Source organism: Pseudomonas sp. UBA5706 (assembly GCF_002419965.1).
In the GTDB taxonomy this organism is placed as follows: domain Bacteria; phylum Pseudomonadota; class Gammaproteobacteria; order Pseudomonadales; family Pseudomonadaceae; genus Aquipseudomonas.
This window is the reverse complement of record NZ_DIHC01000060.1, coordinates 1-15,661: the sequence shown is the minus strand read 5'-3', so window position 1 is coordinate 15,661 and position 15,661 is coordinate 1. Positions and strand designations below refer to the sequence as shown.

Sequence of the window (15,661 nt, the reverse complement as noted above, 5' to 3'; positions counted from 1 at the left end):
TCAATGAAGAGGCGCGGTCCGGAGCGCTTGCTCAGGTAGGTCTCGGGCCGTCGGCTAATGGGATCGCTTGGCTGCGGTTGTTCAAACGGGATGCGGCACAACGGCAGGCTTGCGATGCACGATGTTGTCCAGCAAGGTTTGGGCGAAGATGCTTTCGTATCTGTCCAGCATCAACTCCAGGTCCAGCAGCGATGCGACACTGACTCGCGCCTGATGGCGCAGGCGGGCCAGCAATTGGGGTTGCTGATGCAACCTGAGCATGGCCTGGCCCAGCGAGTCAGGGTCGCTCGGGCTGCACAGCAAGCCGTTAAGCGGATCCTGAATGATTTCCGGCAGGCCGCCCATGCGGCTGGCAATCACCGGCACCGAATGCGCGCAGGCTTCGACCGCGACCATGCCAAATGGCTCGTTCCACAGCGATGGCACCACGGCTACATCGATCTGGTCGTAGAACAGTTCAGGCTTCTGGTAGCCGACGAAGCTTATATTCGGCGAAGTGGCCAGAGCCTTGAAGGCTGACTCGTCACAGGCTTGTCCACGCCCGGCAATCTGCAAGGTGGCGTCGAACGGCAGGCGCTGGAATTGCTCGATAAGCCAGCGTACACCTTTCTGCTCGGACAACGTGCCCATATACCCGAAGCGCAACCGCGCGGGTTTGCTCGCTGCATCGGTCTGCGGTTGCAAGCTCAGCGGATCGCGCAGCGACGCGTACGGGCTGGCGTTGTGTACCACGTAGCCTTTGGCCGCTTTGAAGTAGCCGTATTGCTGCAGCTTGTCGAGGATGAACTGACTGACGCCCACCACCGCAGACACCTGCGCCGAGCGTGCGTCGTGGCCCTTGCGAAACAACTGGCAGCTGCTGCATTGCTGCTGACAGCACTGGCCGCGCTTGAACATGTTGCTGCTGGGGCACATCAGGTACATGTCGTGCAGCACTTGAACGATGGGCAGTCGCGCGCAAGTGATCTCGTCCCACACCGACACCGACCAGCCCGACAGGTTGTGACAGACCACCAATTGCGGCTGCTCGGTGCCGATCACCTGTTTGACGTAGCGGCGCATGGCGCCGTTGTAGTGATCGCGCAGGTGCCAGCCCAAACGTGCCAGGCGTCCCGGGCGCTGTGCCCCGAAGTGCCAGTAGAAATTATGCAGGCCGGCGCGGTAAACCTTGACACCGTTGACTGTCTCGCTCGCAAGCCCTGCATCGGGGCCAGTTACCAGCACGCTGACCTGGCACCCGCGCGCTTGCAGGCCCTCGGCCGTGCGCTGCAGGACGATCTCCGCGCCGCCACCGATGTGCGGTGAATACAGGCTGCTGATGAACAGTATTTTCATAGAGGATATGACTGGTTCAGGCCCAGCACACCGGACTCTCCGTCACGGATGGCTTTTTCGATAAGGCTAAGGCGCTCTTGCGTGCCGCTGCGCTTGGCGATCAGCCTCAGCAGGCGGAAGAACACCCAACGGTTGAGGCTGTAGAGCAATGAAGAATTGGCCCAGACGTTTTTGTCGAACCAGGCCTGGTTGCGCGCCCCGTAATAGGCACGCAAATCCGAGCCGCCCAACAGAAAGCTTTCGTAGATGTTGTTGGTGCGAGCCTTGATGTTCCAGGAGCTTTCCAGGTCATCGAGTACTGCATCCGGCACCAGGAAGATCCGACCGCCACCTGCGGTAATGCGCCAAGTGTATTCGCTGTCGTCGGCATAGAGCATCAGCGCGTCCAGCGGCAGGCCGATCTTGCGATACAGGTCGCGATGGGCGAGCAGCCCGCCGTAGGTCGCGAACGGCAGTTGCACCATCTGCAGCTTGCTGTGGCCCGCCTGTGGCGCACCCCAAGGCAGCCGACGCCAGATCTTGTACGGCAGTTGCGCGATGTGAAAGCCGAAGAAGCTCGAACGTCGCTGAATCGCAAAACGCTTCGGCACCCCGGCGGCGATGTCAGCCTGATGCGTCGGGCGAAAGCCCAGCACGGCGGCTTTGTCTTCGCCGTCGATCAGCTTGCGCTCCTCAAGCACCTGATGCAGCGTGGCGATGGCGTTGATGGTCGGAGCATTGTCATCGTCCATCAGCCAGATATGCTCGGCGCCCGCATCCAGGGCGGCCTGAATCCCGACCGAGTAGCCACGGGCGGAACCGGTGTTTTCGTGCATGTAGATCACGCTGACCTGATCCGGCCAGGTACGGCGCAGGGTGTCCAGTGGCGAGGTTGAAGCATTGCTGACAATGATCACGCGATCGATCAGCGGGCTTTCCAGCGAACGGCTGACCAGCGTGTGCAAATAGTTGAAACGGTCACCGTAGGTGAGCGTCACCAGCGTCGTTTTCGAGGTCATGGTGAGTTTCCGGGCAAAGGGGGTTCAAAAGGCTGAAAGCTTCAGCCCCGCAGGAATCTATAAATGTGAGGTGCACGCTTGCAGCGATACGCCTTGCCGGCGGCGTCTACGAGATACGCCGGCAAGGCGCACGTTCAAAGGATGCGCATGATTTCGACGAGGACCGGACGACCGCGGCTCGGATCAGACCTGGGCTTGCAGCCGCGTCAAACTGCTGACCGGCAAGGTCACTTTCTGTTCACGCTGCAGCAGGTTGAGCAGGATCACCGCGCGTTCATCCCCATCGGCTGCCAGGAAGATCGCTTCGACCTCGTTGAAGCCCTCCGCCGTGATGCGCACCGCATCGCCTGGCTGAAACGGCACTTTCAGCGACGGCGCCAGCAGGCGTTCGCGGATCTGTTCGATCAGCTCATCCTTGACCGGCACCGGCATCCCGCCAAAGGTGACGATGCGCGCCACGCCACGGGTTGAGCGGATCGGGTACCAGTTGTCGCTGGTCTGGTCCATGCGAATGAACAGGTAACCGGGGAAAAGCTCCTCTTCGGCCGCGCCGCGAGCGCCACGTTTTTTCTCGCCCTGCTTGACCGGCCGATAGCATTCGAAATGCTGCCGGTGCAAATGCTCCTGTGCCCGGCCTTCCTGGCGGGGCTTGGTCTGAATCAGGTACCAGCGTGCTGAGTTGCTGGAAGGGCTATCAGCTTCAGACATGGTTTTTCACTCCACTGCAATCCGGTTCGACGGGGTAGAAACAAGCTCCAGGTGCGGCGTGGGCCTGGCCAGCAACACGGTTTTGGCGGCGGGTGGATTCTTGTCCAGTTGGTAGCAATTCAGCATCTGCTGAACCTGCTCGACGCAGTTGAACATCAGTACATCGATAATTGACAAGTTGGCGACGAAAGGTTGACCAAACTGTCGGTACTCCACCGCCCCCATCCTGAAAAACCGGACCAGCAAGCGATTGCGCGCGAAGTGGTCACGGTCATACACCACGGATCCACCTTCGGGTGTGATGAACGTCGTGGCGTCGAACACATGGGCGATGCGGATGATTCGCTCCTGCTTGTCCGCCGGGTTGCCCAGGATCAGGTCCGAACTGCGCATGATCGGCGTGACGATGTGCAGATAAGCACACATTTCGCGCAGTGCATGTTCGGCATACAGCGCGATGTTCTGCTGCGGAAACCGGATCAGGCGCTCGAGCAGCGGCATCACCTGCGCGAAGTAGGGCGCCCGCTCGTAAGTCTCGGTGATCAAGCGAATCAGCCGCTCGGCCTCCTCGCTGAAGTGATCACACAGTTGCCGCTGGTTGATCCGCAACACGAAGCGGTCTTTCTTTAGCGGGAAGCTGATCAACCGGGCCTCACCGTCATGCAGGATGCGGTTGCGATTGACCCAGCCCGACCGGACATAGTGCAGATCGTCTCCCAGGACGAAGACGTCTGCAGCGGCAATGAGCTGGAAGTAACCCAGGTAAGGAAAGAGATAGGGTTGCATCACTGCAATGGTCCTGGCCATGAACGTCTCCTCGTACTGCGACGCTTGGGTGTCGGCTTATTTGCGAACGGTGCTGTAGTCGTAGCCATAGGCTGCGCAGTCGTAATCGGCGGTCGAGGCCTTGCGCAGCACGCCGTTGAAGATCGCGCCCTTGATCACGATGCCGTTGTGCATCAGGCGGCGCTTGCACGCTTCGATTTCCTTGGCGGTCGACAGGCCGAAGCGGGTGACCAGCAGGCAAGTGCCCGATTGACGGCCCACCAGGGTGGCGTCGGTCACCGCGAGGATCGGCGGGGTGTCGATGATCACCAGATCGTAAAGCGGTGCCAGGTCGCTGATCATTTTGTTGAAGTTGTCATGCATCAACAGTTCGGACGGGTTGGGTGCCGCGAATCCACAGGAAATGAAGTCCAGATTGCGCACTTCGGTGTGGTTGATCACCTCACTGCTTTTCAGCCGCGCCGCCAGGGTGTCGGACAAGCCGTGCTTGGGCGTCAGGTTGAACACCTTGTGCAGGTAGCCTTTGCGCATGTCAGCGTCGATCAACAGCACGCGCTTGCCGGTCTGGGCAATGATCACTGCCAGGTTGCTGGAAACGAACGACTTGCCCACGCCCGGTGTAGGGCTTGAAATCATCAGCACGTTGTTGCGCGCCTCAAGCATGGCGAAGTGCAGGCTGGTGCGCAGGCTGCGCAACGACTCGATGGCCAGCTCGGTTGGCGCGCTGACGCTGAGCAGACGCGGCTCCTTGTTGCCGGTACGGTTCTGAGCCTTGTCCATGCGTTCCTGCTGACGGGAAAACGGCAGCGAGGCATACACTGGCATTCCCAGGTTTTCGATCACCTCGGGGTTATCCACCCCGCGATAGAACGCCTGGCGCACGAACACGGTCGCCACGGCAAGCAGCAGGCCGGCCAGGGCTGCGACCAGCACGATGATCTTTCTCATCGGCTTGACCGGCTCTTCGACGTTGGCGTCGGCGTTGTCGATGATGCGCACGTTGCCAATGCTGCCGGCACGAAGAATGTCCTGCTCCTGACTCTTGTCCAGCAGCAGCGTGTAGGTCTGGGAAGTGACCTGCATGTCGCGATTCAGACGCAGCAGTTCCTGTTGCGTGGCCGGCAGGGTTTCGATCCTCTTCAACAGGGCGGCTTTCTGCGCTTCGACCTGGCCAATCTGCGTCATCAGGCCGCGATAGGTCGGGTGCTCAGGCGTGTACAGGCGTTCAACGTCGACCCGTTTCATCTTCAGGTCGGACAACGTGCCTTCCAGCTTGACCACTTGATCCAGCACCGATTTGGTCTCGACGCTCAGGTCAACCGATTTTGCGCCCATCTGGAAATTGTTCAGGGCGATTTCCGACTGTTCCAGCTGCTTGCGCACCGCAGGCAATTGCGAGCGCAGGAATTCCAGGCGCTGGGCGGCTTCGGCCGAGCTGCGCTCGACGTTCTGACGCACATACAGACGGCTGACTTCGTTAAGGATGCGCTTGGCCAGGATGGGATCAGCGTCCTGAATCGACAGGTAGACGATGCCCGAATCCTTGCCGGCTTCGATGATTTTCAGGCGATCCTGATAATCCAGCGCCGACGTCAGGGTGCGTTGACGGGTGACCGTGAATTCGGTGCCAGGACGGCCATTGAGCGCGGCCACCTGAATCTTCACGCCGCTGCCTTCGACTGTCTGACCGACCGGGCCACTGAGCAGCTTGTTGTGGTCTTCGTCATACAGGCTGAAGGTTTCAGGCGTGTCGACGACCATCGTCAGTTTGTCGCCCAGCAACGCATCAGGCACTTCCAGCTGAAAGATATCGATTTTCTCGCCGCCCCAGGCGTAGCTGTCCAGGCCGAACAACGGCGACGCCAACTCGCCCTCGTGCTCGGGCTTGAAGCGACGGGCCATATAGCCGCCGATGCCGGGCACGTATTTAGGCTTCTGAATGATATTGAGCTTGAGGTCTTCGACGACCTTGCCCAGCACCGCGCGGGATTTGATCAGCTCGATTTCGGTAGTCGCCTGGGACACCGACAGCGGCTTGGCGTTGATCTCGGTGCGCCCTTCGATGCCGATTTTTTTCGGCTCGATCTGGATCATCGCGTTGGCCTGGAAGATCGGCGTGGCAAGGATGGCGTAGGTGAGTCCAATCAGGACGCAGACACCGACAATCGATGCAATCATTCCTTTGTGATCGAAAAGTGTGCGCAAGATAGTCGCCAAATCGATCCGGGAGTCCTGGACCTCGTCCAGGGAAGTACGGTTCATAGCGGTCATTTATCTCGGATCTCCTGACTGAAGATAAGGAAGCCAGTCGTCGACGCAACGCGAAAGCTGCTCGTAGGTCTGTTCAAAGGCTAGTTTCGGGCGCCGGTAGGGGTCGGCAATTTCTAGTGCTTGTTGCCATTTGCCAATCAGAAACGTCTTGCCGCGTACCTCGGGGGCCAGCTTGAGTACGCTTTGCGCCTGACGGTGCTCCATCAGCAGGATCAAGTCCGCGTCATGGAGCATCTGCCGATCGATCTGCCGGCTGCGATGCTTGTGTGCTTCGACGCCGTTGACGTGCAACACGGCCCGGGCCAGTGGGTCCATGGTTGAACTGAGCATGGCGTGGGTGCCAGCCGACGAGATCGCGATGCCGGTGTCGTGCACGCGTTGTCGGAACATGGCTTCGGCCATGGGGCTGCGACAGATGTTGCCGACGCAGACCACCAGAACGTTATTGAACATGACCTTTGCGCAAGGGTGTCATCAGCCGCTTGCCGATGTTCAGGCTGAAGTTGCGCCCCACCTGCAGCAAGGTCTGCACCTTGCGTTCAGGGGTGATGGCCGAGAGCGAGTAACCGACCAGTTCCATCAGGAAATGCTCGTACAGCTCATCGTTGCCCAGGCGGTTGTAGTAGTTAGCCAGCGCGCCCGAAGTCTGCAGTGCCATGTGCAGCTTGCGTTTGTTCGAGCGCATGGAGAACACCCCGCCCGGATGCAGGCGATACGCGGCGGGTTTGATCTGGGCCATGAACTTGCCTTTGCCGTGAGCTCCCAGCAGCGACCACCACACCAGATCATTGAGCGGCGCGCCAACCAGTTCCTTGGGCAGTGAATCGAAAACGTTGCGAAACACCGTGGTCAGCGTCGAGATCGGCCGTGCCTTCTGCAATTCCAGCGCCGTGGCATCGCCGCGCAGCTTGCCTTGCAGTTGCACCGGGTATTGGCCGTGGATGTCGAAGGGAATGGCATCGTGGTAGGTCAGCACGTAATCGGGATGGCTTTCAAGAAAGTCCACTTGGATCTGCAATTTGCGCGGATCGGTCCAATAGTCGTCGGCCTCGCAGTAGGCGATGTAGCGTCCACGGGCCTCGCCAAACAGGCGCGGCACCGAGGGATTGCCTTGCGAGTACTGGTTTGTCTCGTGATAGAAGGCCCGGATCAGCGTTGGATAGCGCTCGACATACTCGGCGATGATACGGGCGGTGCCGTCGGTGGAGGCGTCGTCGTTGACCAAGATTTCGAAATCGAACGTCGTTTGCTGCATCAGAAAACCTTCCAGCGTCTGAACGACGTAGGCTTCCTGGTTGTAGGCTGGGCAGACAATGCTGACCAGGGGTGCGGCGGACGGCGAGGTGCTCGTCTTTTTGCTAATAGCATCCATGGCTGTGCTCTCTGATTCAAAGGTGCGGTTTAAAAACCGCAGCATCAAACGCTGGGTTTACTGAACAGGATGGAAATCCTGGTTACCAGTGGCTTGTAGCTGGCGGCTACGATCATCAGGGTGATGAAACCGCTGACCGCCAAGCCCAAAAACGTATTGAAACGATTGCCGTCGGCGATCATGCGCAACAGCGGCTCACTGATTGCCAGTCCCACGCCGGTCATCACGCTGATGCGGATGATGTCGCGCAGCCAGACACCGTGAATCCCCGGCGCCAATCGTTGATGCACGATGGTCGGCCAGATAGCGAACGACACCACGCGCAGGACGAACCAGGCGACTGCGGCGCCAAGGGCCCCGTAGTTATGAATCGCCAGAAACATCACAGGCACCGTGATCAGTGCTGAAACGACGCTGTACCAGACATGCAGGCGCATCTGCCCATAGGCATATTGCAGATAGAACTGGAACGCGCTGACCGCCATGATTGCGCTGCCCAGCGAGTACCACGGCAGGATCGAGCGACTCCATTGCGCAGCAGGTTCATCGCCCGACCACGCGTACACCATCTCGTGGGCGTGCAGGGCAATCAAAGCTGCCAGCGGAAACAGAAAGGTGCAGACAAAACGGTTCGCCGCCAGGAATAGCTGGTGCATGTCCTGGCGACGTCCTTCGGCCATCAGCACGGTCAGGCGCGGCAGCAACGTCTGCGCCAACGGGTTGCTCAACATCATGATCCCGGTAGTGATCAGCGCCACCAGCGAGAAATAACCGTATTCGTTGAGCGGCAGCATTTCGGAGAGCAGCACCTTGTCGATCTGCGTCAGCACGATCCACAACACCGCAGTGCCGGACATGCTGGCCGCAAACGGAATGATCGGTTTGACCAGCTGCCAGTCAAAGCCCGTCAGCCACGACGGCGTCGGCATTTGCCGGTAGGCGCGGGCGGCGAAGATCAGGGTTTCGATCACGCCGACCAACACCTGAAACTCGAAGAACAGCACCGGATCGCTGGAGAGGGTGCTGACCAGGAACAATCCGCCGAAGTAGCGCAGGGTGGCGATGACGACGTTGGCGATATTCAGCCACGCGTGCTGTTCAAGGCCCTGAATCCCGCTTTTATACAGCGTCGAATACAGTCGCAACGCGATCACGATGCCCATCAGGCTGATGCACTCGACCAGCGTCTGGGTCGACAACTCCTTGGCATTGAGCCAGTGCACGGCGATCCAGTCGCTGCCGATCATCATGGCCAGGCAGCACAGCCCGGCCAATGGCACGAAGATCAGTTCGAACGAGCGCAGCAGGCGACCCGAGCGATGATCCTGAACCTCAGCGCCTTGCTGATGCGCCACCGCACGCACCAGGCTTGGCGACAGACCCGCGTCCAACAGCTGCAGCCAGGCCTGCAGGACCGAGAAGAAGCCGATAAGCCCATACGCCTCGGCGCCCATGTGGCCAAGGTAGAACGGCATGATCAGGATCCCCACCAGCAGGGTGTAGGCCTGTCCTGCATAGCTCAACGCAGTGTTGCGTATGACTGAGCGTTTGGTTTGCATGGTGTATCCCTTGTTGCCGGAGCGTGTGCGTGTCGTCGCTGTCAGCTGTCAGATGGCGCTCGCCATATTCGGCACTTGGTGTGGTGTGCGGCCCAGACTGCATTCGGAAAGCACGGTGGCGATCACCCGTTCCTGATCCTCGGGCTTGAGGCCTGGGTAGATCGGCAGGCACAGCACGCGTTCGCTAAGGGAGCGCGAAGCGGTTTGCGCCGCCTGCGGCTGCAGGTACTCGAGGGTGTCCAGCGATGGATAGAAATACCGGCGCGGGTTAATGCCGTTAGTGTTCAAGGCGCTGCGCAGGCGCAACAGCTGCTGCTCGTCGCTCACGGCGATGGGGTAATAGCTATGGTTGAGCTGACTGTCCTCCTCGGGCTTTTGCAGATCGACGTATTCCCCCAGGCGCGTGGTGTAGCGGTGGGCAATTTCTGCGCGCTCCTGAAGAATGTTCTCGATGTCGTCGAGAATGCACAGGCCCATCGCGGCAGAAAACTCGTTGAGCTTGGCGTTGATGCCAATGCCGTCGATCTTGTCGACGTCGACGATGCCAAAGTTGCACAACAGATGAACGCGACGTGCCAATTCATCATCATTGGTGATGATGGCACCACCTTCGATGGTGTGGAAAAGCTTGGTGGCGTGGAAACTCAGGGTGCTGATATCGCCCCAGTTCAGCACCGATTTGCCAGCATGGCGTACCGCGAAAGCATGGGCACCGTCGTACACCACTTTCAGATTGCGCCGACGAGCAATCTCTTCGATGCGCTCGACCGCGCACGGGTTGCCGAACACATGGGTGCCGACGATGGCGGTGGTGTCGGAAACGATGCGGCTTTCGATGTGTTCCGGGGAGATGTTCCAGGTCTGCGCATCGATGTCGGCGAAGATCGGGCGGATGCCTTCCCATTGCAGCGAGCTGCTGGTAGCCACGAAGCTGAAAGGGGTGGTGACCGCGCTACCGCTCAAGCCCAGTGCGCGATACGCCACCTGCAAGGCAAGGGTGCCATTGTTGGTCAGGATGACGTGTTTGACGCCCAGGTAGTCCTTCAGGCGCTGCTCCAGTTGGCACACCAGCGGCCCGTGATTGGTCAGCCAGCCACGCGCATAGATGCCTTCGACGTAAGTCTTGAACTTGTCGATATCGCCCAGGTAGGTCTTGGTTACATTGATCATCGAATTCTCCATTTCTGACGCGAAATCTTTAGGGCTTTTCAGGCAGTCATGCTGTGCAGGCGCCGGGCGGGGGGCGAACCGGTTCAGCTTGGGGTGGAGGCGGGCGGCGGGTTGCCGGCCTTGTTACTCATCCGGCGGGCTCGGCCTTGGTTGATCCTGAGGATCAGTCGAGTGGCCAGGCTCCCGGTATGCGGGTCACCGAAATGGAACAGCGCGGTGGCGCGCTTGACGTCGGCACCGCAGGGCTGATTGGCATGCAGCGTGCGATAGCCCCAGAAGAAATAAACGTTGCCTGGCTCCAGGCGCAGCACGTAAGGATTGAGCCACTTGCGCTGCATGCCCTTGAGAATCCAGCCGCGGGTCACTTTGTTTTGCAGCAAGGCCTTCTCGATCACGTTGAACAAGACCCAGGAGCGCACCCGGCGAATATTGGGAAACAGCATCAGATCGCCGCGCTCTTCGCCTTCCGTGGGAATGAACACAGGGACAAGCGCGGTGACCAGGCTGGCATCGTAGTGAAACGCGTTGGATTCACGTTTGCCCTGATTGCCTTGTACGCAACGCAGTACGGGGAAGATCCGGTCGCTGCGCGCATCGCGCTGTGCGGCGTGTCGGTAGAGGCCTGCGAGCAGTGACTTGAACTGAGGATCGGTCCAGTAGCTGGCCAGCAGGCTTTCGCCCAAGGCGGCCTCACCGTGGTAAGCGAAGTATTCACCCTGATGCCTGGCCGCTTGCTCGTCCGTCCAGGCGCGCAGTTGCCGAAGATCCACTTCAGTAACTGCCCCGCTCAGTTTCGCAAAGCCGTTGGTATCGATTTCGTTAGCCAGGCGCTTGGCTAACTGCTCATCCATGTCGAAAGATAAAGGCATCGCATCTCACCCTCTATAGATGGGTAGGGGACACGGCAGGTAGCGACAAGGCGTCGGGCACGCTACCGCCCGAATCTGCAGATCCTGCCGTTCTTCGCTGTGTTATTCCTGCATGTTTTTCAAAAAAGTCTTACTCAGTCGTTGGGCAAAGCTACCGCCCTACCGAGCACTTTCAGTATTTTTGAAAAACATTCTTCAGGCCAACAAATGCCCACCGGCGCGAATAACACACCGTGGGTGACTAACTTTCGTTGGCGGGTACAGGGTGATGAAGTCCAATTGCTCGCGATGCATAGCGTTTTGGCTATGCCGCAAAAAAGGTAAAACATTGGACAGGCATATATATCGACGGATAGAGAGTTTCTGTCAAATTATTTCGTCAACATTCTGTTAAATTTTTGATAATGGTCTACTGGTATCATCTAACCTATTGATTTGTATGGATGTCAAAAAAACATCAGATCATGAGCACGGTGTACTGACGCCTTGCGAAGACTGGGTGCCTAAGCTCGCGACCCGCGTTCAAGGCGCGTAGAGGCATTTTTCTAACGTCAGAATTCAGGCAGGACTTGAGGGTAGCGGTTTTATGGCGTGAATTATTTGAACAGTGTTGATACATGCTTTAATACGAATGCCACTCAACAAAACGGGTAATTAATTGAGTGTTAAAGTTCTGAACAACTTTTCGACCGGCTGCTTACTTATTCAGTTATTCGTTAGATGATTCGGCCCATCTTGAACTTTAGTGCACGTGCAAGGTCGCCGCTGCCGTACTGCGAGTGTACTGCTGCTCAACCCTTCCAGCGTGTCATTCTGCATCGCCGTCCTGCGGTTGATCCGGGCCGTGACGTCCTCCATTATCTCTGGGGTGCGACGCAAACCTTTCGGGTCAGCAGGAGAGTCAATGAATACGCAGTCGAAAACCAGCGCAGTGGTGGCGCAACGTCTGGCGCAGGCACGCGCCTTGATGAGTCGTGAAGGAATCAGCGCCTGGCTGGTGCCTTCGGCAGACCCTCATTTGTCTGAATACCTGCCGGGGTATTGGCAGGGGCGGCAATGGTTGTCGGGTTTCCATGGCTCGGTAGGTACGTTGATCATCACCGCCGACTTCGCTGGCTTGTGGGCGGACAGTCGCTATTGGGAACAGGCAACCAAGGAACTGGCAGGCAGCGGTATCGAGTTGGTCAAGCTGCAGCCGGGCCAGCCAGGTCCATTGGAGTGGCTGGCTGACCAAGCCGAGGCCGACTCGGTGGTAGCGGTGGATGGCGCGGTACTTGCGGTCGCGTCTTCGCGGATCTTGGCCGGTAATCTGTACGCAAGGGGAGCGCGACTGCGTACCGATCTCGATCCCCTGACCGAGCTATGGAGTGACCGTCCAGTACTGCCCACCCAAGCCATTTATGAGCACCTCGCGCCCCACTCCACTCAAACCCGTCCTGAGAAGCTCACTCGCCTGCGTGCTGTGCTTGGCGAGCGCGGGGCCGACTGGCATTTCCTCGCAACGCTTGATGATATCGCTTGGCTATTCAACCTGCGCGGCGAAGACGTCTCCTACAACCCGGTATTTATTTCCTTCGCTCTGATCGGCCCCGACAGCGTCAGCCTCTTCGTCGCGCCGGAGAAAGTTGACCCTGCTTTACGCAGAACCCTTGAGAGCGAAGGCATCACACTGCGTGAATACACCAGCATTGGCGCTGCGCTGCGAGAAGTCCCCCGTGATGCCCGCTTGCTGGTCGATCCGGCGCGTGTGACCTGCGGTTTGCTCGATTATCTGGACAGTGAAGTGACGCTGGTCGAAGGCCTTAATCCCACTACTTTATTCAAATCGCAGAAAAGCGAAGCAGACGCCCAACACATTCGTCACGCTATGGAACAGGATGGCGCGGCACTTTGCGAATTCTTTGCCTGGCTGGATTCGGCGCTGGGCAAAGAGCCCGTCAGCGAATTGACCATCGATGAGAAACTCAGTGCCGCACGGGCACGTCGCCCCGGCTACATCTCCCCAAGCTTTGCCACCATCGCCGGGTTCAACGGCAACGGTGCCATGCCGCACTACCGTGCCACCGAAGCCGAGCATGCCCAGATTGAAGGTGACGGCCTGCTGCTGATCGATTCCGGCGGCCAGTACCTGGGCGGCACCACCGACATCACCCGGATGGTGCCGGTCGGCGTTCCATCGACTGAGCAAAAGCGTGACTGTACGCGAGTGCTCAAGGGGGTCATTGCACTGTCCCGCGCTCACTTCCCGCGAGGCATCCTTTCACCCTTGCTGGACGCAATCGCTCGTGCGCCGATATGGGCCGAGGGTGTTAACTACGGTCATGGCACCGGTCACGGCGTGGGGTACTTCCTCAACGTGCATGAGGGGCCGCAAGTCATTGCCTATCAGGCGCCGGCCACACCGCAAACCGCGATGCAGCCAGGGATGATCACCTCCATCGAGCCTGGCACCTACCGCCCGGGGAAGTGGGGCGTGCGGATCGAAAACCTGGTCATCAACCAAGAAGCGGGCAAGAGCGATTTTGGCGAATTCCTCAAGTTCGAAACCCTAACCCTGTGCCCAATAGACACTCGCTGCCTGGAGATCAGCGTGTTGACCACGGAGGAGCGCGAGTGGCTGAACCACTACCATGCGCAAGTCAAACTTCGTCTGAGCCCTTTGCTTGAAGGCGCTGCGCTGGCCTGGTTGGAACTGCGCACCGCTCCTGTCTGACAGCACCAAAGACACCGCCGCCTATGTAAGCGGCGGTGTCTTCATCTGCCTTAAAAAGGTCGCTAGTCGCTGAGACGGTTAAAGGCTGCGTGGCCCATGCTGGGCAACAATGGCGGATGCGGCGCACTCCAGCAGAGCTATCTAATAGAGGGGCAGCAGAAGCAGGGGGGCAGGCATGTAACACGGTGTAGGCGCCTGCACATGGGAGCAGGCGGCAAGACCCGCAAGGGTCTGTGTGCGTCCGTTGACCGGCGAGCGTTAAGGCTTGGTTGGCTTCTTGCAGACGATGATCATGCTTCGACTGGTGTAGCCGGCAGGATTGAGCCCCAACGGGAACTCGCTCGGAGCTTCAGCAGCGTCACCGGATTTGGCGATGACTCGGTACTGCTTGGACTCGCATGAATCGGTCGCCATCTGATAGCACTGATCCCAGGATGAGGAAAGGCCGGAGCAATTGATGTGCAACCCACGCTTACTCATCACCGGCTTGGAAGTGGCCGCGCAGCCGGCGATGCTCAGGGCCGCCAGCATTATTAAAATGTACTTCATTCATTTCCTTACCTGAGCGCGGATCACCGCTCAGTCTCCAGCCTGAATTCGCTCGCTTACCTGAAGCCAACAATCATGCCCGTCCAGATGAAGCACCGCACTGGAGAGGGGACGGAGGTAAACATGGCGCAACAGCGTTACAAATGCTAGTGACATCGTGTAACCGTCGATAAATTCCGCTCAGTTGTCGTGCGCCTGAACGGCGGCCTGCGATCGGCTGGTCAAGGTGGCGCCGACCGTGGCTACGATGATCGCGCAGATTGCCAGCCATTGGGACAGCGAAAGGTACTCATGAAGGAAGGCAAACCCGGACAGCGCGCCCATGGCAGGCTCCATGCTCATCAGTGTGCCGAAGGTGCGTGCCGGTAAGCGGGTCATGGCGATCATTTCGAGGGTGAAGGGCAATGCGGTCGAGAGAATCGCGACACCGAGCGCCACTGGAATTAATGCTGGAGTGAGAAGGGCGCTTCCTGCGTGGGCTATGCCGATAGGTGCAATGAAAATAGCCGCGATCATCACGCCAAGCGCGGCGGTCTGTACCCCGTGGTCAGCCCCGGCTTTCTGGCCGTATAGGATATAGGCCGCCCAACATGCACCTGCGCCCAGTGCGTACAGTGAGCCGACCAGGTCCAGAGTGCCGCCTTGACCCATGGGGATCAGCAGGGCGAGACCCGTCACTGCCACTACGATCCAGATGAAGTCTGTAATCTTGCGCGAATGCAGTAGCGCAATGGCCAGCGGACCGGTGAACTCCAATGCGACGCCAATCCCCAGCGGGATGGTGCGTATAGCCATATAGAAGAGGATGTTCATCCCGCCCAGAGCAATGCCATACATAAGCACTGCTCTCAGCGAGTGCCTGGTGAGTCTTGTCCGCCAGGGCCGCAGGATCACGAACATCAGCAAGCTCGCGAAAACCAGGCGCAAGGTGGTAGCACCTTGCGCGCCAATGATGGGGAATAGCGACTTGGCCAGCGATGCGCCGGTCTGTACAGATGTCATGGCGATGAGCAGCAGGCCGACGGGAAGAAACGCGGAGGCCAGACTGCTTTTTTTTGCATTCATTGAGTGATTCATATCCCGAGGCCGTAGAGGCATTGAAGGTGAAGGCTGTCGTGCTGAACCTATAGCACCCGCGCAATATAATGCTCATTGTTCCAGGTTTAAGACGATTTTGAAGATTTTCACTATAAGTGCTTGACGCCCCTCTGGATGTGTCTATAATTCGCCCCACTTCCGGCGCAGACGAAACGGAAAACTCCTTGATAATCAAAGAGTTGGACGAAGTAAGCAGCGAGGAAGTGCTTCGATTCAGATGCCTGAATCGACAG

Annotated in this window: 13 protein-coding genes; 1 reads left to right on the top strand and 12 read right to left on the bottom strand. The window is 58.7% G+C overall.

Annotation, left to right across the window (positions count from 1 at the left end; all coding sequences use genetic code 11):
- Positions 1-81: 81 nt before the first annotated feature.
- From B3I26_RS26890 to B3I26_RS26845, 10 genes are all read right to left on the bottom strand, one after another.
- The gene (locus B3I26_RS26890) at positions 82-1,335 is read right to left on the bottom strand and encodes a glycosyltransferase family 4 protein (RefSeq protein WP_296262379.1); all 1,254 of its coding nucleotides are present in this window, start codon (positions 1,333-1,335) and stop codon (positions 82-84) included.
- Complete coding sequence (locus B3I26_RS26885) at positions 1,332-2,333, bottom strand: glycosyltransferase (protein WP_296262378.1); 1,002 nt, start codon at positions 2,331-2,333, stop codon at positions 1,332-1,334. The genes B3I26_RS26890 and B3I26_RS26885 overlap by 4 nt, the downstream gene beginning before the upstream one ends.
- A 183-nt stretch (positions 2,334-2,516) precedes the next feature.
- Positions 2,517-3,041 carry a transcription/translation regulatory transformer protein RfaH gene (gene rfaH / locus B3I26_RS26880; RefSeq protein WP_296262377.1) on the bottom strand — a complete coding sequence of 175 codons (525 nt, stop codon included), beginning with the start codon at positions 3,039-3,041 and terminating at the stop codon, positions 2,517-2,519.
- A 6-nt stretch (positions 3,042-3,047) separates the two neighbouring features.
- Positions 3,048-3,848, bottom strand: a complete 801-nt coding sequence (locus tag B3I26_RS26875; protein ID WP_296262376.1) for a WbqC family protein — start codon at positions 3,846-3,848, stop codon at positions 3,048-3,050.
- Between the two features lie 36 nt (positions 3,849-3,884).
- Positions 3,885-6,098 (bottom strand): polysaccharide biosynthesis tyrosine autokinase, encoded by a 2,214-nt coding sequence (locus B3I26_RS26870; RefSeq protein WP_296262374.1) that lies wholly within the window; start codon positions 6,096-6,098, stop codon positions 3,885-3,887.
- Entirely contained in the window at positions 6,099-6,551 is a 453-nt protein-coding gene (locus tag B3I26_RS26865; RefSeq protein WP_296262373.1) for a low molecular weight protein-tyrosine-phosphatase, read from the bottom strand.
- Positions 6,541-7,470 carry a glycosyltransferase family 2 protein gene (locus B3I26_RS26860; protein WP_296262372.1) on the bottom strand — a complete coding sequence of 310 codons (930 nt, stop codon included), beginning with the start codon at positions 7,468-7,470 and terminating at the stop codon, positions 6,541-6,543. Before B3I26_RS26860 ends, B3I26_RS26865 begins: the two co-directional genes overlap by 11 nt.
- A 44-nt stretch (positions 7,471-7,514) precedes the next feature.
- Complete coding sequence (locus B3I26_RS26855; RefSeq protein WP_296262371.1) at positions 7,515-9,029, bottom strand: lipopolysaccharide biosynthesis protein; 1,515 nt, start codon at positions 9,027-9,029, stop codon at positions 7,515-7,517.
- A 48-nt stretch (positions 9,030-9,077) separates the two neighbouring features.
- On the bottom strand, positions 9,078-10,199 hold the full coding sequence (locus B3I26_RS26850) for a DegT/DnrJ/EryC1/StrS family aminotransferase (protein ID WP_296262370.1): 1,122 nt from the start codon (positions 10,197-10,199) through the stop codon (positions 9,078-9,080).
- An 83-nt stretch (positions 10,200-10,282) separates the two neighbouring features.
- On the bottom strand, positions 10,283-11,068 hold the full coding sequence (locus B3I26_RS26845) for a hypothetical protein (RefSeq protein WP_296262369.1): 786 nt from the start codon (positions 11,066-11,068) through the stop codon (positions 10,283-10,285).
- Between the two features lie 904 nt (positions 11,069-11,972).
- Between B3I26_RS26845 and B3I26_RS26840 the strand changes: the two genes are divergently transcribed.
- The gene (locus B3I26_RS26840) at positions 11,973-13,781 is read left to right on the top strand and encodes an aminopeptidase P family protein (RefSeq protein WP_296262368.1); all 1,809 of its coding nucleotides are present in this window, start codon (positions 11,973-11,975) and stop codon (positions 13,779-13,781) included.
- Positions 13,782-14,039: 258 nt separating this feature from the next.
- Here the strand turns inward: B3I26_RS26840 and B3I26_RS26835 are convergent, their stop codons facing one another.
- Both B3I26_RS26835 and rhtA read right to left on the bottom strand, forming a co-directional pair.
- Positions 14,040-14,330, bottom strand: coding sequence for a hypothetical protein (locus tag B3I26_RS26835; protein ID WP_296262367.1), 291 nt, complete (start codon positions 14,328-14,330; stop codon positions 14,040-14,042).
- Positions 14,331-14,510: 180 nt separating this feature from the next.
- On the bottom strand, positions 14,511-15,395 hold the full coding sequence (rhtA, locus tag B3I26_RS26830) for a threonine/homoserine exporter RhtA (RefSeq protein WP_296262366.1): 885 nt from the start codon (positions 15,393-15,395) through the stop codon (positions 14,511-14,513).
- Between the last annotated feature and the right edge of the window lie 266 nt (positions 15,396-15,661).